Source organism: Streptomyces sp. NPDC016845 (assembly GCF_044332585.1).
Classification (GTDB): domain Bacteria; phylum Actinomycetota; class Actinomycetes; order Streptomycetales; family Streptomycetaceae; genus Streptomyces.
In genome coordinates, this window is the sequence record NZ_JBIRPI010000033.1 from 44,381 (window position 1) to 61,944 (window position 17,564).

The 17,564-nt window shown below is 71.0% G+C and carries 13 protein-coding genes and 1 pseudogene; 5 read left to right on the forward strand and 9 right to left on the reverse strand.

Features of this window, described 5'->3' with window-relative positions; all coding sequences use genetic code 11:
- Positions 1–326: 326 nt before the first annotated feature.
- Genes ACH4RC_RS39195 through ACH4RC_RS39225 form a run of 7 tightly spaced genes read right to left on the reverse strand, consistent with a single transcriptional unit; the run spans position 327 to position 9,119 of the window.
- Entirely contained in the window at positions 327–1,499 is a 1,173-nt protein-coding gene (locus ACH4RC_RS39195; RefSeq protein WP_398209344.1) for a C40 family peptidase, read from the reverse strand.
- Complete coding sequence (locus ACH4RC_RS39200; RefSeq protein WP_398209345.1) at positions 1,496–4,213, reverse strand: hypothetical protein; 2,718 nt, start codon at positions 4,211–4,213, stop codon at positions 1,496–1,498. The genes ACH4RC_RS39195 and ACH4RC_RS39200 overlap by 4 nt, the downstream gene beginning before the upstream one ends.
- The gene (locus tag ACH4RC_RS39205; RefSeq protein ID WP_398209347.1) at positions 4,213–4,614 is read right to left on the reverse strand and encodes a hypothetical protein; all 402 of its coding nucleotides are present in this window, start codon (positions 4,612–4,614) and stop codon (positions 4,213–4,215) included. Before ACH4RC_RS39205 ends, ACH4RC_RS39200 begins: the two co-directional genes overlap by 1 nt.
- Positions 4,611–7,301, reverse strand: a complete 2,691-nt coding sequence (locus ACH4RC_RS39210) for an ATP-binding protein (protein ID WP_398209348.1) — start codon at positions 7,299–7,301, stop codon at positions 4,611–4,613. Before ACH4RC_RS39210 ends, ACH4RC_RS39205 begins: the two co-directional genes overlap by 4 nt.
- Positions 7,301–7,885 carry a hypothetical protein gene (locus ACH4RC_RS39215; protein ID WP_398209350.1) on the reverse strand — a complete coding sequence of 195 codons (585 nt, stop codon included), beginning with the start codon at positions 7,883–7,885 and terminating at the stop codon, positions 7,301–7,303. Before ACH4RC_RS39215 ends, ACH4RC_RS39210 begins: the two co-directional genes overlap by 1 nt.
- Positions 7,882–8,205 carry a hypothetical protein gene (locus ACH4RC_RS39220; protein ID WP_398209352.1) on the reverse strand — a complete coding sequence of 108 codons (324 nt, stop codon included), beginning with the start codon at positions 8,203–8,205 and terminating at the stop codon, positions 7,882–7,884. Before ACH4RC_RS39220 ends, ACH4RC_RS39215 begins: the two co-directional genes overlap by 4 nt.
- Positions 8,206–8,219: 14 nt before the next feature.
- A complete protein-coding gene (locus ACH4RC_RS39225) occupies positions 8,220–9,119 on the reverse strand; it encodes a conjugal transfer protein (RefSeq protein ID WP_398209353.1) in 900 nt (299 codons plus the stop codon).
- 1,319 nt (positions 9,120–10,438) lie between these two features.
- Between ACH4RC_RS39225 and ACH4RC_RS39230 the strand changes: the two genes are divergently transcribed.
- From ACH4RC_RS39230 to ACH4RC_RS39240, 3 genes are all read left to right on the forward strand, one after another.
- Complete coding sequence (locus tag ACH4RC_RS39230; protein WP_398209354.1) at positions 10,439–11,530, forward strand: hypothetical protein; 1,092 nt, start codon at positions 10,439–10,441, stop codon at positions 11,528–11,530.
- Between the two features lie 43 nt (positions 11,531–11,573).
- On the forward strand, positions 11,574–12,308 hold the full coding sequence (locus ACH4RC_RS39235; RefSeq protein ID WP_398209355.1) for a prepilin peptidase: 735 nt from the start codon (positions 11,574–11,576) through the stop codon (positions 12,306–12,308).
- 480 nt (positions 12,309–12,788) lie between these two features.
- The gene (locus ACH4RC_RS39240) at positions 12,789–13,670 is read left to right on the forward strand and encodes a transposase (RefSeq protein ID WP_398209356.1); all 882 of its coding nucleotides are present in this window, start codon (positions 12,789–12,791) and stop codon (positions 13,668–13,670) included.
- 68 nt (positions 13,671–13,738) lie between these two features.
- Here the strand turns inward: ACH4RC_RS39240 and ACH4RC_RS39245 are convergent, their stop codons facing one another.
- Positions 13,739–14,272: a DUF4240 domain-containing protein gene (locus ACH4RC_RS39245; RefSeq protein ID WP_398209358.1), complete on the reverse strand. Its 534-nt coding sequence runs from the start codon at positions 14,270–14,272 to the stop codon at positions 13,739–13,741.
- Positions 14,273–14,495: 223 nt separating this feature from the next.
- On the opposite strand from ACH4RC_RS39245, the gene ACH4RC_RS39250 reads away from it, so the two are divergent.
- Positions 14,496–15,086 (forward strand): hypothetical protein, encoded by a 591-nt coding sequence (locus ACH4RC_RS39250; protein WP_398209359.1) that lies wholly within the window; start codon positions 14,496–14,498, stop codon positions 15,084–15,086.
- A 153-nt stretch (positions 15,087–15,239) separates the two neighbouring features.
- Here the strand turns inward: ACH4RC_RS39250 and ACH4RC_RS39255 are convergent, their stop codons facing one another.
- Positions 15,240–15,407, reverse strand: a complete 168-nt coding sequence (locus ACH4RC_RS39255) for a helix-turn-helix domain-containing protein (RefSeq protein WP_398209360.1) — start codon at positions 15,405–15,407, stop codon at positions 15,240–15,242.
- Between the two features lie 701 nt (positions 15,408–16,108).
- Here ACH4RC_RS39255 and ACH4RC_RS39260 point away from each other — a divergent pair.
- Positions 16,109–16,524, forward strand: a pseudogene (locus ACH4RC_RS39260) (transposase); the annotation flags it as partial.
- Between the last annotated feature and the right edge of the window lie 1,040 nt (positions 16,525–17,564).

The window sequence follows — 17,564 nt, forward strand, 5'->3', positions numbered from 1 at the left end:
GTCTCCTGCCGGTCCCTCGCCGCGCGGGGGCAGCTCACCCGCTGGCGAGACCGGCAAGTTAGAGGGCGTGGGATCGGGATCCGGCGTCGAAGGCTCACCGGCCGGGGCGGTCGTGGCCAAGGACGAGGGCGCACCGCCTGCGGAAAAGTGCGCGTGGATGCTCGGCCGTACGGGCGTGAGAGGACGGGCCGCCGAACCCGAGCGGGGATCGTCCGAGGGCGCGGAAATGAGCGGCCAGGCGAGGACCGTGCAGATGACCGTCGAGACGAGCAGGAGCCAGGGAAACCGCGGTCCTTGATGCCCGGCCTGCCTGTCGCATGCAGTGCTCACAGTAGCCGCGCCCCTCCCGCGTAGCCGGGCAGGGCATCCACCGGGTCCTGGCGGACGGTCGTGCCCGGCCGGGCCGCGTTGATCATCTGCCCGGCGCCGAGGTAGATCCCGGCGTGGTAGATCGTGGCGTCCCGCCCGGCGGCGTAGCCGAAGAACACCAAGTCCCCGGGGTGCAGAGCTTCTGGGCCCTTCGAGGCGGGGATCCGCCGGCCGTGCTTGGCCTGGGCGGCCGCGGAGTGCGGCAGCCGGATCCCGGCGCGGGCGAAGGCGAAGGCGGTCAGCCCGGAGCAGTCGAAGCCGGTGATCAAGGTGCCGGAGGCGCCGTTGGGGGAGCAGCAGGTGCCGGTGGAGGGCCCGGTCGGGGTGCCGCCGCCCCAGGAGTAGGGGACGCCGCGCTGGGCGAGCGCCGCGGCCAGGACGGTGCGGGCGGTGCCGGTCACACCGTGCAGGCCGACACCGCCCGCGGCCGCGGCACGGTACTGGTGGATCCACTGCAGGACGTCTGTGACGTAGGCGGTGCTGTGGTTGTACTGGAAGATCGCCGCCCGCAGCTGGTCGGCCCGGGTGAGGTCGCGGCCGCGGCCGCACAGGTAGGCGGCGGCGCCGAGTGCGGCATCGTCGGCGTTGTGCGGGTCCCGGATGCCGTCAGCGTTGCCGTCCTGTCCGGTTGATGCCCAGGTGGCGGGCATGAACTGGAAGGGGCCGACGGCACGTTCGCCCACTGCGGTGCCGTCCCACCGCCCACCGTCGGTATCGGCGAACACGCTCGTATTGCCGCCGGCGCCGGAGCCGTTGAGCAGCACCCCGAAGATCCTGGGCCGGATGTCGCCGTTCGCCGCGATGGTGCGTCCGGCCGCGTGGTTGGACTCCACCTTGGCGATGCCGGCCAGGATCGGCCAGCCCATCCCTTGACACCGCGGCACCACGCTGCCTACGCGCTGTGCGGCCTGCCGGTAGGCGTGCAGCATGCGCGGCGGGATGTCGGCGCTGGTGCCCGCTCCGGCCAGGCCCGTATCCGCGTATCGCTGCTGCGACAGGACGGCGAGCTTGGCAGAGGCTCCGGACAGCGGCGCCAGGCAGCACGCCGCCAGGGCAAGCACTGCCCCGATCGTGAGGGTCCAGTACAGCGCGCGGCGCGCGGGCCGCACCCGCGTGACCGGGATGTTCATTCTGGGTCACCGCCCGACCCGGTGTCGCTGCCGCCGTCGGGCTCTTGGGGCAGCTTGCTGTCCTGGATGCGGCGGAACATTTCCTGTGCGCGCCGGCGGGAGGCCTCGGAGGCGCCGAGGGATCCGGTGGGCCGGGAGACTGGCGGTGGCATCCGCCGCGTGTTCGCCGCAGGCGGAGGCGCGGACGGCGCTGGTGGGACAGGACCGGGCCGGGGGCCGGGAGCGGCTGGTCCCGAGGCGGCGGTGACATCGCTCCACGACGGCGCGGGCACCGCACGTCGTGCGGGCCGCGGGCTGGGCGCAGGCCAGGCGCTTGCCGGCGCGAGGGCACTGCCCGGCGGGATCGAGGGGGCGGTTGCCGAGGCCGGGGCGATGTGCCGGGGGATGGCGGGGGTGAGGCGGTGGCCACTGGGGGCGGGGCGGCCGGTGGGTTGTTGCAGCATGCTGGCCCAGGCCTGGCCGTCACGGCGCAGGGTGTTGCTCCACACCCGCAGCTGCTGGCGGGTGTCCGTGGTGGCCTTGGAGGCGCTGGCCCTGGTGGTGCGGGCAGTGGCGGGCAGTCCCATGGTCGCGCCGTACAGCAGCCGTCCGCCCTGGTGGGCGAGGCGGTAGCCACGTAGGCGGACGAGGTGGTTGTGGGCGCGGGTGGAGGGCAGGGTGCGGTCGCTGTGCTGGTCGTGCAGCACCTCACCGGTGTCCGGGTCGATGATCCGGCCGTCCCTATTGCGATAGCGGTGCGGTGGCCCCGCGGCCGCGGACGGGGATGCTGCATTGTGCGGCGCGGTGGATTCGCTGCCGCCCGCGATCGGTTTGCGCAGCTTGGTGAGCTGGTCGGCCCCGGGGTGCCCACCGACCACGGCAGCCCACGCGGCGCCCGCCGCGAGCCGGGTGCCGGCGACGGCCAGGCCGATGGGGGCGAGACCGCGGGAGGCCTCGGCGTTGGCGTCGGCCAGCAGCCGGGCCGGATCGCCCGGGGTGCCGGTGCCGTCGGCCAGACCCGCTACGGCGCCGTGCAGCAGGCCGCCGGTGCCATATCCCAGCCCGGTCACGCCGCGACCGCGCAACGAGGCCCCGGTGAACAGGCCGCCGCCGGCTCCGCGACCGATGGACATGGCCAGCGCCGCGCCGAGCTGGGAGTCGCCGGCCAGGTGGCTGCCGCCGATCTTCGCGTAGCGCATGCGCAGGGTGAGCCGCTGGTTGAAGGCGACGATCATCGCCAGGAGGCGGCGGTGGAAGGCGAGGCCGACCAGGGCGAGGACGTCGATGAGCAGGAGTCGTTCGGCCATCAGATCGGGGCCGTCGGTGAGGATGACGTCGAGGGTGATACCGACCGCGGGGATGAACGCGGCAACGGCGAGGATCGCGGCCATCGCGATGCCGAACAGGCCGAGCCACTTCCACACCACCGACCGGCTCGGGCCGGGCAGCATCCCCCACACGAACGTGACCCCGCCCGCCGCGGCCGCCCCCGCACACACAGCCGAGATGCCCAGCAGCACCACCGCGGCGGACAGCAGCAGCGCACAGATCAGCAGCGCGGCGATGAACACCATGACGACCGCGGCCACCCGCCACCAGGACGGCTGCTCCGCATAGGCGGCGCACGCCCGGCCGACCGGCCCGGCCGCCCGCAGGTCCTTCAGGAACGCCGCGAACTGCTGGTCATCCTCCGTCAGAACTGGGGCTACCTCCTCCAGGAGTTGGCCGCCGGGGGTGAGCTCGGGCAGCGTTTCCGGGCCCTTGTCACCGGGCTCGCGCTCGCACCACTTGCGGCCCTCACCCTTGATCAGCCGGCAGGGATCGTCGGCGTCCGCACCCTTGTCCTTCTTCTTGGTGCTGGGGCGGTAGCCGCCGGAGACCCACTTCAGGTGCACCCGGTAGGCCTTGCGGTCACCGGCCTTGCCCGGGTCCAGGATCCGCCCGTACTGCACCAGCATGTACGGCTTGACCACCAGCGCGTTGGTGACCGCGTCCTGGATCGGCCGGGCCACCTTCTTAGCGCCCGCCGTACCGCCGCCGCGGGTGTTGTGACAGGCGTTCTGGGCGGGACCGGTCACGCTGGCGCACGGATCCGCGTTCGAGACCTTGCTGCCCCAGGCGTGGGCGTCGACGGTCTTCTGCGCGATCTCGCCGGCCGCGGCCTGGGTCTGCAGGATCGGGCCGTCCTTGCCGAGCAGGAAGTTCGGCGTGACGAACACCGAGGCGGCCAGCGCCCCGATCACCAGCGTCAGCGCGATCTCACCCACCCCCTGGGCGTGTTTGCCGCGCACCAGCAGCACCAGGCCGAACACGAACGCCCACGCCAGCAGCATCGCTTTGAGCCCGAGGTCGTCGACGACCGTGTCGGTGTAGACCTTCGACAGGTGCTGCGCGGGGGCGGCCAGCAGTTTCAGCAGCGGGAAGCGGTAGGCGACTTCGATGCCCCAGCACGCCAGCCCGACCAGGACCCGGACCACCGTGAACAGCCCGCCGAGCACCATCGCCTGGGTGTTGGAGGTCAGCGCGAACACACTGCCGCCCTGCGTGCCGACCTCGTAGCCCTTGAGCGAGGCGCCCTCGGAGGTGTCCAGCTCCAGCGGGGACAGCAGCCCGCCCCCGCCCGCCGCCGCAGTGTCGGCGGCCTGCGTGACCGCGGTGTTCACGGTGAGGAAGACCACCGCCAGCAGGACGGTGAAGCCGGCGGCGCGCAGCGTGCCGCGGTCCGGGCGCCTCATCACAGTCCCTGACGACGACGGTGGAGGACGTACAGGGTGGTGATGCCGATGGCGAGTACCCCGAGCGGCCAGGACTCGGCGAGCGCCAGCGGATGGTCGGGGGCGGCGGCGGGGGGCGGAGCACCCAGGCAGAAGCCGTGGGCCGGGCCGACGACCGCGTCACACACCGACGATGTGGCGGACGCCCCGTCAGGCGGCGCCTGCTCGTGGACCGCGGCGGCGTCCCGGACGGGGGAGGGGCTGGAGGCCCGGAAGGCGTCTCCGGTCTGCGGCCACCAGGCGGCAGGCAGCCTCGGGCCGACGAGGACAACAATCAGCGCGCTGGTAAGCAGGGCCACAACGGTGCCGATCACGGCACAGGCGGCAACCCGGCGGCGCCGCTCCCACAGACGGATCGTCACGAGGTCGCCTCCTGACTGCTGATCGGCCCACGGGTGTCGGCTTGTTGCTTGTCGCCGGGGGTGGTGCGGATGTGGGCGTCGATACGCGCCACCGCGGGGATGCGGACCTTGATGCGGCCGGTGTTGTTGCGCGGCCCGGTCAGGAAGATTTCGCCGGCCCGTTCGGGCACCCCGACGGGGGAGAGGTCCTGGACGGTGCGCACGAGGTTGTCGTCTTGGCTGTCCAGGCCGATGAAGTGCAGTCCGCGGCGGACCGAGTCCCGGTCGGTGGTGCGCGAGAGGGCCTTGTAGGCGAACAGGTTGCGGTCGGGGCCCAGTTCCTTGGCGTCGTGGGCGCCGGCGATGAGGCCGGCGTTGTGCTTGCGGCCGTCGTGCAGGATCTCGTGGACCAGCGCGGTGCCCTCGGCGGAGCTGGTCAGCCAGTACAGCTCGTCGGTGACCACCGCGCAGAACCGGGAGGGGTCACTGAAGGCGGCCTGGCGGGCCATCGCGGCGATCAGATAGAGCACCGCCCGTCCGATCAAGGCCTCCAGCGGCTGGTGGGCCAGGATCTCCGGCTTCTCGAAGGCATCCTTCGGCGGCAGGGTGAGTCCGGTGGTGGTGACCACGAGCAGGTCCGCGGTGGCATCTCCGTCCAGCCGCGCGACGGGCAGGGCGGGGTCGAACACCATCGCGGCGAGGGGGTTGGTGGTGACCAGGCGCAGCATGCCAGCCGTCGATGCCGCCGCATCCGCGCGCTCGCCCGGGTCGGTGGCTGCGATCCGGCCCAGGTGTTCGATGACCTTGGCCATCGACGCATCCTGCTGCCCCGCGGTCTCCTCGACCGCGTGATGAAGCACTTCGCCCTGCAGGCTCATCGCGCCGATTCCCAGCTGCAGGGTCAGGTAGTTGAGGGCGTACTGGCGGCCCGCGGGTCCGGGAAAGACGCGCAGCGGGTCGATGGACACGGCGGCACGCGCGGCGTCGATGATCTGGCAGCGGCCCGTCGCGGAGCCGCGGGCGAAGCGGGCCCACTCCCGGCCCGGTGTGCGGTCGATGCAGATCGCACGCCCGCCCCGGTCGATCGTCGCGGACTGGACCAGCTTCTCCAGCACGCTCTTGCCGCCGCCGAGATCACCGACAACCGCCAGCGACGCGGACGCATCGTGCTGCGGCGCGTCGGAGACGTTGACCATGACCGGGCGGGTGGTGCCGCAGTCCAGGTCCTGACCCAGCAGCATCCCGTCGGGATCACCAGCCTCGGTGCGGGCGAACGCCCCGCACATCGCCCAGTCCTCGGCGAGCTGATGCTGGGTGAACTCCCGCACGCTGTAGGGCTGGGCACTGCCCGGCAGGCCGAGCAGGAACAGGTCCTGCTGCCGCCCGACCGGGCGCACCAGCCGGTAGTTCGCCCCGGACAACAGCTTCTCCAGCGCCCGGGCCCGGGCATCGCACAGCTGGGCGGTCGGCGCCCACACGGTCAGCACCGTCACCGACTGCACTTCCACCTCAGCTGCGTTGCGGGCCAGGCGGCCGTCCATCTCCCCCAGGTCGCGCGCGGCCTCGGGAAGGTCGCAGGGCAGACCGGTGGGCCGGGCATCGTATTGGTCGACCTGATCGACCAGCTCGGTGCGCTTGCGCTGGATCTTGCGCCGGGCCTCCTCCGCCTCGATGAGGTTGAGGCTGACGGTGAAGTCGACGGGGAAGTCGAGCGCCTCCAGCTGCGCAAACAGATCCGCGGCCTGCACCGCGATGGCAGGCGGCGCCTCGGCCAGCACCAGCTGCGCCTGATAGCCGATGCCGTCCGGGGTCTCCACCTGCAGCCAGCGTCGCTGCAGCGGGGAGATGCTCTCCTTCCACCACTGCCGGGCCGTCAGGTTTCCCCCAGAGAGACAGGGCAGACTGCGCAGCGCCTGCCGCCAGCCGCCCGTCCGCTCCTGCTCGGTGGCGGGGGAGGGGTGGCCGCCCTCGTGCAGGCGCACCTGCCCGAGGTCGGCGTAGCTGGGGGAGGCCAGCACTCCCGCACGCGTGCCGCCCGCGTACAGCGCACTGGCGGACGCCTCGCTCAGCAGCGGCTCCCGCACCCCGCGGTGCAGCGCATGCTGCACCAGCCACACGATCTCGGCCGGGGTGGCCCGGCGGAACGGCACCGCGCCGGCGATCTGCGCCTCCACCTGTGCCGCCTTCTCCCGCGTCCGCGCCAGCTCGTCCGCGCTCACGGGGGCGGGCACCAGACCCAGGGAGTCGGCCAGCTCCCCGAACGCCCCCACTCCTAGGCCGCCGGCCACCAGCCCGCGCCGGCCCGTGCTCTGCAGCGACAGGGGGACAGCCAGCCACAGGGTCCGCCGGTGCATCTCCGCGCCCTCCAGCACATCGAGCGCCGCCTCGACATGCTCCACCCACGCACCCGCCGCCGGCCGAAGCTCACCTTCGTCGCTGAGGCCCTCGAGCATCCGCCAGGCGACCTCGGACGGATCGACCTGCGCGCACACCCCGAACAGGCGCGGCTGACCGGACAGCGAGCGCACCAGCTGGGTGATGCGCTGCAGCTGCTCCTCGCGGACCGTGGCGGCCTGGTAGGCGCCGTGCACGGCGTCGGTGCTGTGCCCGTCCTCGCTGGGCTCGGGGTGCAGCCGGTACAGCGCCCAGCTGTGCCCCTGGCTCGACCACACCAAGTGGCCGGCAATGTGACGAATCGGAATGCGCATCAGTTCTGCTCCTGTGCAGCGAGAAGGGCCACCTGGATGGGCGACAGCGAGCGCCGTGCCACCGCCGGCGCGGTCGCCAATGCGGTAGCGGGAGGCTTCGGGGCGAGCCAGGACCGCGGTGCAAGAGCCGCTCGGCGAGATGCCTGGCGCGGCAGGATGTGGGGCCAAACCGTCGTGGCGGAAACCTCCGGGCAGGCCAGAGGCTGCAACGTGAAGGATCCTGTGAGAGGCTGCGGTCGCCGATCGCGGGCGGCCCGCCCGCCGATGCGGCCCCCGACGGGCTGCACGATCCGGGCCAGAACACCGAGCGCACAACCGGCCGGAGTGCGGCCGGCGACTTTATGACGGCGGCACACGAAGAGTGCGGTGGCCCACGCCACCACCGGCACCGGACCGAGATACGCCCACCACAAAGGGGCGGTTCTGACCAGCAGCAGGCCACCCAGCGAGAGGAGGGCGATCTGCACCGCGTTGAACGGCCCGAACGGGATCTTCCAGTCCGCGAACTTCCCGATCACCCACGGCAGACGACGCGCGCTGGTGTAGTAGCGGGCCGCGCGCACCGGACCGGCGGCCGCGCTCATGCCGACCACCCGCTCAAGGCCATCCCCCGCACCCCGTGAGCCGGCTCTGGTCCCAAAGGCGTGTGCTGCTGGGCGGCGCCGTGGGCGGGGTTCTTGACCTCGTCCTCGACCTTGTCCGCCAGATCCTCGCGGGCGTTGTAGATGCCCAGCGCCAGCACCATCAGCAACAGGGCTCCCACCCCGGCTTTCAGGCTGAAGCGGGTGATCAGGACGTAGAGCACGATCAGGACCAAGGCGGCCTTGAGGCCGTTGTTGGCCCAGCCCTTGAACATGTCGATCCACCCGTTGCCGAGATCATCGAGCTGGCCGGCCAGAACCATCGGACGCAGACTGTTCACTTCGCCCCGCCTCCGCCCGAGGTCAGGGCGGCGATCTCCCAGCGCCCGCCACGCGCGGCGAGGGTGAGCTCGTAGGACAGCGGCCACCTGCCAGCCTTGGTGCGGGCCCGCACACTGGCCTGGAGATGTACGCGAGTGCCGTCCCCCGGTACCTTCTGTTCGGCCGCGGCCTGCTCGCGGGCGCTCACGACCTCGAGGTCCACCCGCTCGGCCACACCGGGGCGGACCGCCGCCAGAACGGTCGTGGGGGAGAGGTAACGGTCGACTTCTTTGCTACCGGTGAGGTAGGCCGACAGGAAGCCGCTGACCGTGTCCGACAGCGGACCGTCCGGTACGTCCACCCGGTAGGGCGACGGAGCCGTCCTCGCGGGGCCGGGCGGGGCCACCAGGGCGGGCGTGCCGGTCACCGTGACCGCGCCGCCCGACATCGATGAGGTCACCGGGACGGCGAAGTAACGGACACCGTCGGCGTACTGAGCCGCGACCGTGACCGACCACTGCCCTCCCGCGCTTCGCACGCTGCGCACCGCAGCGACCGTTCGGGGCGCTGTAGCGGTGTCCGCCGACTCGGGCAGCGCCACGTCCGGTGCCAGCTGCAAGGCACGTACCGCGTCGCTGCTGTCGGGAGTGTCGGCGTCGGCGCGCAGCCACGCGTCGAGGAATACGGCGGCGTAACCGGACGGGTCCATGGGCCTTGCGGCCGCAGCGGTGCGGGCGGGCGCCGGGGCGCTCTGGGCGACCGTCGGTGCGGGCTGGGTGAGGACGAGCGCAAGTGCGGCGGGCCCGGCCATCAGGCAGGCCCACACACCGGCGCGCCCGAGCCGCACGGCGCGGAAGGTGTGGGCGAGCTCGACACCGGCTGCCGTCGGCGGCGCCTCGCGAAGGGGTGCTGGCATCAGCGATCTCCTGGGGGAGCGATGAGTTGATGCCATGACCAAACCCAGCAAGCCGCACCACAAGGCGCACCAGTTCCGGGGGCGTAGGTCTCGGGTGAGTCACGATCGCAGTGGTGCGCTGACTGGTGCGCGAAGTGGTGCGCGCAGCGGTGCGCGTTCTCCAGGCACCCGCACCGGCCAAGGACGCGAGGGGGATCGGGCCGCGCCCACGTTTTCGGGGAGTCTTCGGCTGGGACGGGCAGTCTCCCGCACTCGGCGGTAGGCCCCGCATCGTTCACGAGCGCCAGTTCGGTGCGGGGAGGCGTTGCGCCCGCTCATGGCGCCCGAGCTGCGCAGTGCTTCTTGGGCGACGCATTCTTGCGCGCCTTCTACTGCGCACGGACCGGATGTGAGATGCGCAGTGCGCATCTCGCATCGTGTGCAGTCGGGAGTGAACTGCGTGGCGGCTGTGCAGCAACCAAACCGCGGCACACTGCGCACCCGGAGCGCGTGCTGCGCAGTGTGCAGCACCTATGACGGCGGCCGGGCGGTTACCTCACCGAACTGGTGCGCACTGCCCGCTGCGAACTTCGCGGGCGAGGCAGAACCACTGGCACGGGTACTCCCGAACGCGCACCAGTGCAGAGGGCATCCATCCGGTGGGCACCACCTGCGCTCCCGTGTGCGCACGCCGGTGAACTGCGGCGGTGCGCGTTTCGGTGCGCCTTTGAAGTCCGGCCGAAAGGCGTACCAGTGGCAGGGGCACGCATCCCGTGCACCGTCTGCGCCCCCGTGCCGACGACGCTGTCCGACCATCGCTCTCGGTGCGCACCGAGGGATCCGGGTGCGCACCAGAGTTTGCACGGGCCCTCAGGTCCGCTGCTGCCGCGGGACACCTGTCCCCCGCACAAGCACGGTGCGCACCACGTCACCCGGGCCACTGCGCACCACCTTCACCGGTGCACTGCGCACCCGTTCTCGGGCCCGTGACTGCGCAGTCGGGCACACGCACTGCACAACTTGCCACTGCATCCTCTCCGCCCTCTGCGCCAAGGCCGGCCGGTCCACTGCGCATCCCGCTGTCCTCGTGTCCGTGCCGGCGTTCGCGAGCGCGAGAGGAGTGGCGTGAGCCGTCCACTGGAGCCTGCGCCTGCTCGAGCCACCGAAGGTGCACCGCTGGGCGCACCACTCGCCGTACCTCGGATCGTGGCGCAAACGTGATCGCTCAGCCCCGAACCGGTGCGCCTTGTGGTGCACCCTGACGGGTCAACTCCGGCATGACACCCACGATCCGCAGCACGCGTTTCTCGCCTGCGGGTCCCGGACGGACGGAGCAGACCGTGAGCGGAGCAAGCCGGGGTTTTGGCGGGCTGATCCAGCGCGGGCCGATGGCCGTCGACGTGGTCGGCGCCTACTACACGACCGTGTTCAACCACGCGGTGCGTGATCGCCGGCTCTCGCGGCGGGCCCGTGGCCTGCTGGTCGAGCTGCTCAGCCACCAGGACGGCTACGGCATCTCCCTGGCGGCGCTGCTCAGGGCCGGCCCGGAGGGGAAGGCGGCGCTGACGACGGCACTGCGGGAGCTTGAGAGCTACGAGTATCTGAGGCGCTACCGGGCCCGCGATGAGCGGGGCAGGCTCGGCGACACCCTCTTCCACATCACTGACATGCCCCACGGGCTGACCCTCACCGCACCCGCTCCACCACCCCGCCACGACGACCGCGACAGCCCCGCACCTGCCTCTGGCACCCCCGAAGCGCATCTGCGCAGGCCAGAACCAGAGTCCGAAAATCGATCTCTGGACACCGAAGCGCAACCCCGCAGGTCAGAACCAGAGTCCGATTTTCCAGCGCTGGGTAACCCAGCGCTGGAAAATCCGCCCCCTAAGAAGAACAACCTCAAGAAGACCAACCAGCAGAACACCAATCCCCTCCCTCCCTCCGCGCCCAGCACGCGCAAAACGGACGGGACGGATGCCACCACGACCGCTCGGGGCGAAGCCACGCTGTTGTCGATCGCCCGCCACCACCCCGAACTGCACGCCGCGCTGGCCACCGGCAGCACCCTCGCCGACCAGGCCCCGCTGGTGGGCCGTCTCCTGGCCGGCGGCGTCCCCCGTGAGCACATCCGCGAGGCGCTGGTGGGCCGCCCGTATCCGCCGCCGTCCGAGCGCACCCACTCGCTGGCCGCTCTGGTGGCCGCCCGGCTGCGGCAACTCGCTCTCCTGGCAGCGGCCGGCGAACGCGCCCCTGACCGGCCCCGGCAGAACCCGTCGGGGCCGGCTGTAGCCGCACGGTGGGGAAGGACTGTCGTGGACGTGGTGGTGCGCAAGCACGAGTGCGAGGGCCGCGACGGCCTGTGCGGTCTTCCCGTCGGCGCCCCGGGCGAACTGTGTCCCACGTGCGCTCGTTTGTCCCAAGGAGAAGGGTGACAGCCCCGCAGATTCGGGGGCCGGGGAGCGGAGGCAGGGGCCGGTGCCGATACTCATCGTGGCGACCGCGCTATGGGGTGGGGCATCCGGCTGGTGCATCCTGGCCGCGCTGCACCGTTTGGCCGTGCCCGCCGGTGACCCGTGGCGCACCACCTGTCCCCACGGCCACCCTCTTCCGAACCACCTCTGGGGCTGGCTGGCCCCCTGGTGTGCGGCAGGCGGCCACCGCTACCCCTCGACAGCCCGCGCAGGGTCGATCCCGGCCGCCGTGATAAGCGTCTGTGGCCTGCTGGCATTCACCACCGGGCCACACCCCGAACTTGTGGTGTGGCTGCTACTGACCCCGGCCGGCACGCTGCTGGCATTGGTGGATGCCCGCACCCACCGGCTGCCCGATGTCCTGACCCTGCCGCTGGCCGCCGTGGCCCTGGCGCTGCTCGGCGCCGCGAGTCTGCTGCCAGGGGCCGCCGGAGCATGGACGGGCGCGCTGCTCGGCGCCCTCACCCTGACCACCCTGTTCCTAATCGTGTTCCTGGCCAGCCCGCGCACCCTGGGCTTCGGCGACGTCAAACTCGCCCCCGCGCTCGGCACCGTGCTGGGCTGGTACGGCTGGCCGCTGCTCCTGCTCGGCCTCTTCATCGGCTGCCTTCTCGCCGCCGCCCACGGCCTGCTTCTCATCGCCCGACGCGAGGCAACTGCCCGCACGGCCCTTCCCTTCGGTCCGCCTCTCCTGCTCGGCGCACTGCTCGCCATCGCGGCGGACCGTCTCCTGTTTTGACGCGGCACCGCTGTGCCCCGTGAGTGGGATGGAACAGCGGCTTCCGTGGCCGCCGGCGTCCGTGGAGGGCTTCTTGGCGCCGTCAGCCCAACGAGTGCGCCAGTCCAGCAGGTTGGAACAGGATCGTTCATCGCGGAGCGCCCGTGCCGCACCGGTCTTCACCCCGCAGCGATGTCCCGGAACCCGCCCTCGCAGTACCAGGGGTTGTCGGCGAGCGCGCGGTACAGGGCCGCCATCCAGTTGTTCTGCCGGGGCTTGCTGCGAAAGCGCATGGGTGTGGTTCTCCGTGAGTGAGGTTGTCGATCAGGCCGTGAGTTTGTAGCTGGGCTGGTCAGCGGCGGGGTGGAGTCGGTGCTGTTCGGCGTGCAGGTGGAAGTCCCAGTACTGGGGCATGTCTCCGTTGGGTGCGGCTCTCGGCTCATACAAGATTTTCGTGGGCGTTGATCGCTGAACTGTCGATAACGGGGCGTGACATCGTGCGTGTCCGGCGAGACGCTGGGGCTGTGTGACGAGACGCTGTTACTGCTGCTGCCTCATCTGGAGTCGGTAGTGGTCGAGTCGGTCGAGGTGACCGACGAAGTGCTGATCGTCACCGCCCAGACGCGGGACGGCCCGGTGGCCTGTCCGGGGCGCGGGACGGTGGCGGACTGGGAGCACAGCCGGTACGTGCGGCACGTCGCCGACGAGGCGGTCGGCGGGCGCCCGGTGCGCATCGATCTGTCGGTGCGTCGGCTGTACTGCGAGAACCCGCAGTGCGTGAAGACCACGTTCGTCGAGCAGGTCGACGGACTCACCGTGCGCTACCAGCGCCGCACTCCGGGACTGCAGGCGATCGTCGTCGCCGTGGTCACGGCCCTGGCCGGCACAGCCGGCGCCCGGCTCCTGCACTGCCTGCACCAGCAGCTGAGCTGGGCGGCCCTGCTCGGCTGCCTGATGAGATGGCCCGATCCGCCGGCGCCGACCGTGCGCGTGGCGGCCGTGGACGATTTCGCCCTGCGCCGATCCCGCCGCTACGGCACGTTGATGATCGATGTGGAGAGCCGGCTGCCCCTGGATGCCTGGGACACCCGCGAGGGCGCACAGGTGACCGACTGGCTGCGCGCCCACCCGCAGGTCCACACTGTGTGCCGGGACGGCTCGGCGGTCTACCGCGGCGCGATCACCGCCGCCTCTCCGGCGATTGTCCACGTCAGCGACCGCTTCCACCTGTGGCAGGGGCTCGGCCGCAAGGTCTACGAAGTGGTCGCGGCCCACCGTGGCTGCCTGCCCGACCCCGCGCCACACACCACCGCACCGCGCCACCTCGGAGGACGCACGGCCGCCCGGGTGCCCGCAACCACGCCGAGGGCTGTTCGTGAGTAGTGCTGAGCTGCGGCGAATTGGCCCTTGTATTGATCGCCCGTCGCACGGATGATCGTTGCCCGTGGTCACTACTCGTACAGCGCCGCCAGGCGGGGCAGTCGGCGGGCGAGTTCGTCGCTGTCGTCGAAGTCGAAGTCCCAGGCCGGATCGAGGTCGGGGTAGCGCGCGGTGGATACGGTATCGGGGATTTCGCCCCCGGTGGCGGCCAGATGGGCATGCCAGGCAATGCCGAGGGCGTCCTCGCACTCGAGTTCGTAGCCCTCGGGCGCGGCCTCACGGACGGCGGGATTGTCGGCCAGCGTGTCGGGGTCGGCCAGAACCTGCTCGAATACTGTGCGACCCTGCATGATCAGCCAGCCGCGGAAGTAGTCGAAGCCGTCGTCGGAACATCCGCCGTTGATCATGTATGCGGCCGCCCAGAGTGGGGCCCGGTAGGAGTCGGCGAGGAGTTGGTACACGGCTTGGTGGGTGCCGATGATCGCTTGAAGAGGGCGGCTTGCCAGCAGGGCGGTGGCCTCCTGGGCGATGGCGTCGGTGTCCGCCGGGGCGGGTATGTGTTGGCGTGCTTGCTCGATCAGGTCCCAGAACTGCCGCATGTCCATAGCGGCAGAGCTTGCCATGGGGCTCTGACATTCGGCTGTGGCTGAGGTGACGGTTGTCGTTCCCGTTGTCCACATGATCCCAATACGACTGGTTGCACTTGTTGCGATGCATTGGCGGCGTTTCGTGGTCATCTCCTACAGTATGGAATGAAGTGTCGGCCAACTTCGCAGCGAAGCAGACGGGTTGGCCGTCCGAAGCCTCGCACTGGAGGGGCGGTTCGCCATGTCCTTGCTGGAGAAGTTGCAGACCCGGGCATCCGAAGCGCGGGCGCGCGTGGAGAAGCTGCGCATGGAGATCGCTGCACTGGAAAAGGAGCTGGCCGCCCAGGAGGCGGAGCTGGCCCGTTGGGGGGTGGCGGAGGAGGCGGTGCTGCAACTGATGGAGGAGGACGAGGCAGCCACCGGGCAGGCCGCGCCGGGGATGGATGGGTCGCCTGCGGTTGCTGCGGCGGTGGCGGCCCGCTCCCGGGTGGTGTCGGCGCCGGTGACGCGGGCGGATGGCCGGGTGCTGGAGGAGTCCTACGAGAATGTGGTGCTGGCCCTGGCCTCGGCCGGGCGGCCGCTGCGGGCCCGGGCGGTCTGCGAGGCGGTCGGCTGGCAGGCGGACCATCGGCCGGTGGAGCGGATGCGGATCAAGCTGAAGCGGCTGGTCAAGCAGGGGTGGCTGACCGAGGGCGAGGTCGGCCTGTTCGCGATCGCGCCTGGGGTCGGTAATCCGCCGGACTCGGCTGCGGTCGAGGGCGGCACCGTCGCCCAGGACGGGGGAGGTGACGCCGCCGGGAGTGCGATCCCGGCGGCGCCTGGGGTTGCGTGAGCGCCCTGAACAGTGAAGAAGAGGCTCGCGCGTCTTCGACGATACGACTGTTGCAGTGCGTTGGGTTCGCCGGGCCGTAACTGTGTTCTGGCCTGCGGTTATTGCAGACCGTGAGCTGGTGCCGGGAGGGCTTGGCGCACGATGGCTGCAGTGTTACCGGCGCGCAAGCGGCGGCCACAGCGGGGTGTTCAGGCCCGCCTCGAGGCGGGCGATGGTGGCGACGTCGGGCCAGCTGCGGCCGTCGAGGACGTCGGCGATGGTCTGCCGGTTGACGCCCAGGCGATCAGTCGCCCTGCGCCGGCTCCAGCCTCGCTCGGCCAACGCGATGGCGAAGTGGCGGGCGATGGCCTAAACGACTGCTGCGGCGATGTCGTCGACGACCGTGTCGGGCCAGGCTTCCGGATTCCGGGCCAGTTCCCGGGGGGCGCGCGAGCGCGCCGAGCCTAATCCGTAGTTAAGGGCGTTCCGATGGAGCGGGATCTTCTCGGGATGTTCGAGTGCCGGATCGTGACACCCAAGGGCAGTCGGGCGATCTTCGCCAACGTAGACCGGGTGCGCGGTCCTGGTGGTGGCGGCCACGTCGGCGCCGGACGGAGGCATGGCGCCGAGCGGGCATCAAACCCTAGTCGGAGATCGGCAGCGTCCAGTGCTTCGTGGCCGCCACCACTCAGCAGGTGGGTGTTGGCGTGCATCGGTGCTGGACGGACATCTCCGATGGACCGGGCGCGGGACGTCTACATCAAGAGCGATGCCGCCCAGGATCGTCAAGCGTCAATACCCACCGCCTTGATCACTCGTTGGTGTTGGTGGTGCGAGCCCGCCGTACGGTGACCCCTCGTTACGCCCGAGCCGTTCGAGCTCCTGCGTAGACCGGGGCCCGCGGGGTGCGCTGGTGCCACGAACGGCTAGTGAGGTGTCGGCACATCCGCGATGCGGTTGATGCCTGGGATTAGGTAGCTCGCGTGGCCCGCATGCGCTCGTGACCAGCGCAAACATCTGCACATTGGGAGGGGATTCCCTTGATGTACTGCGGCATCGACTGGGCGGAACGCACACACGACGTCGCCTGGTCGACGACGTCGGCATGCTGGTGGCCAAGCGGCACATCACCGACGATGCACCCGGTTACAAAATCCTGCTGGAACTGCTCGCCGAGTACGGGGACAGTGAGGAAAATCCGATCCCGGTCGCCATCGAGACTTCCCGGGGCCTGCTGGTCGCGGTGCTCCGGACCGGTGCCCGGCAGGTGTTCGCGATCAATCCCATGGCCGCCGCCCGCTACCGGGATCGCCACGCGGTCTCGCGCAAGAAGTCCGACCCCGGCGACGCCCTCGTCCTGGCAAACATCCTGCGCACGGACATGCACGCTCATCGACCGCTGCCCAATGACTCCGACCTCGGCCGCGCCATCGCCGTCCTTGCCCGCGCTCAGCAGAACCACGATGGCGGCTATGAGGCACAGCGCGCCGAACGTACCGACAGACAGGGCGATCGCACTCTGATGCTGGAAGCTTCGTGACACCACGAAACCAAGGCTCACTCCAGTCATCGCCAGCACCATACTGGCTTTGGTGTCCGCCCGTGCAAGTTCACTGGTCAGCGTCCTGAGCGCGTCATTCAAGTTGTCGGACGAACAGTCTTGGGCGCCGTTGGATCCTTGCATCTGGGTCATGGGCTTCCCCTCCAATTCCAAAGACGTTCATGGGCGGCGATCAGTTCGTCCCGATCGCCCGACGCCTCAACTCGTCGTCCTGGGTCGGCCCTCGTGAGTGCCACGGCGAGCCAGTATGCGGTGGTCGCCCGGCTCGATGCCTGTCCGCTGGGCAAGGCCCGGGCCGTGGCCGCGCAGATGACGGAATTCGCCGGCCGGCTGGCGGCCGTGGCCGCGCACACGCTGCCCTGTGCCGTCGGCGTAGACGTCGGACGCTTGTTCAACCCGTATTGTCTAGGCCACCGCCGGGTGGTGGTGCAGGCCAGCATGGCGCGGTCTGTGCACGCCTACGTAGCCGACCCGGCACAGGCGTTGGTCGTGGAGCAGAGAACGGGCTTCAACTCTGGACCCGATCCGCGGGGACCATCCCCGCGCGTGCGGGGAACAGGCGTTTCGCCCGGTCACGGTGAGAGTCAGGGTGGGACTATGGGACTATCCCCGCGCGTGCGGGGAGCAGGAGACCTCGTTCGCGGTGACCTACTGGCCGGTGGGACCATCCCCCGCGCGTGCGGGGAGCAGGCCAACGACGAGTTCGGCGAGCCCGCTGAGCCGGGACCATCCCCGCGGGTGCGGGGAGCAGCCGAGCGGCCGTCCGTCGCCGTGCCCCCGGGGCCCATCCCCGCGGCCGGGCCTCACCATCGAGCGAGGTCCCGATGGGACCATCCCCGCGCGGGGAGCAGACACGCGGTGGTGCGACGTCGAGATCCCCGGCAGGACCATCCCCGCGGGTGCGGGGAGAAGAGAATCTGACGGGCGCGGCGCTGCCC

Coding starts and splice junctions, on each gene's coding strand:
- ACH4RC_RS39195 (WP_398209344.1), bottom strand. CDS start 1,499: ATGAACATCCCGGTCACGCGGGTGCGGCCCGCGCGCCGCGCGCTGTAC.
- ACH4RC_RS39200 (WP_398209345.1), bottom strand. CDS start 4,213: ATGAGGCGCCCGGACCGCGGCACGCTGCGCGCCGCCGGCTTCACCGTC.
- ACH4RC_RS39210 (WP_398209348.1), bottom strand. CDS start 7,301: ATGCGCATTCCGATTCGTCACATTGCCGGCCACTTGGTGTGGTCGAGC.
- ACH4RC_RS39215 (WP_398209350.1), bottom strand. CDS start 7,885: ATGAGCGCGGCCGCCGGTCCGGTGCGCGCGGCCCGCTACTACACCAGC.
- ACH4RC_RS39220 (WP_398209352.1), bottom strand. CDS start 8,205: ATGGTTCTGGCCGGCCAGCTCGATGATCTCGGCAACGGGTGGATCGAC.
- ACH4RC_RS39225 (WP_398209353.1), bottom strand. CDS start 9,119: ATGCCAGCACCCCTTCGCGAGGCGCCGCCGACGGCAGCCGGTGTCGAG.
- ACH4RC_RS39245 (WP_398209358.1), bottom strand. CDS start 14,272: ATGGACATGCGGCAGTTCTGGGACCTGATCGAGCAAGCACGCCAACAC.
- ACH4RC_RS39250 (WP_398209359.1), top strand. CDS start 14,496: ATGTCCTTGCTGGAGAAGTTGCAGACCCGGGCATCCGAAGCGCGGGCG.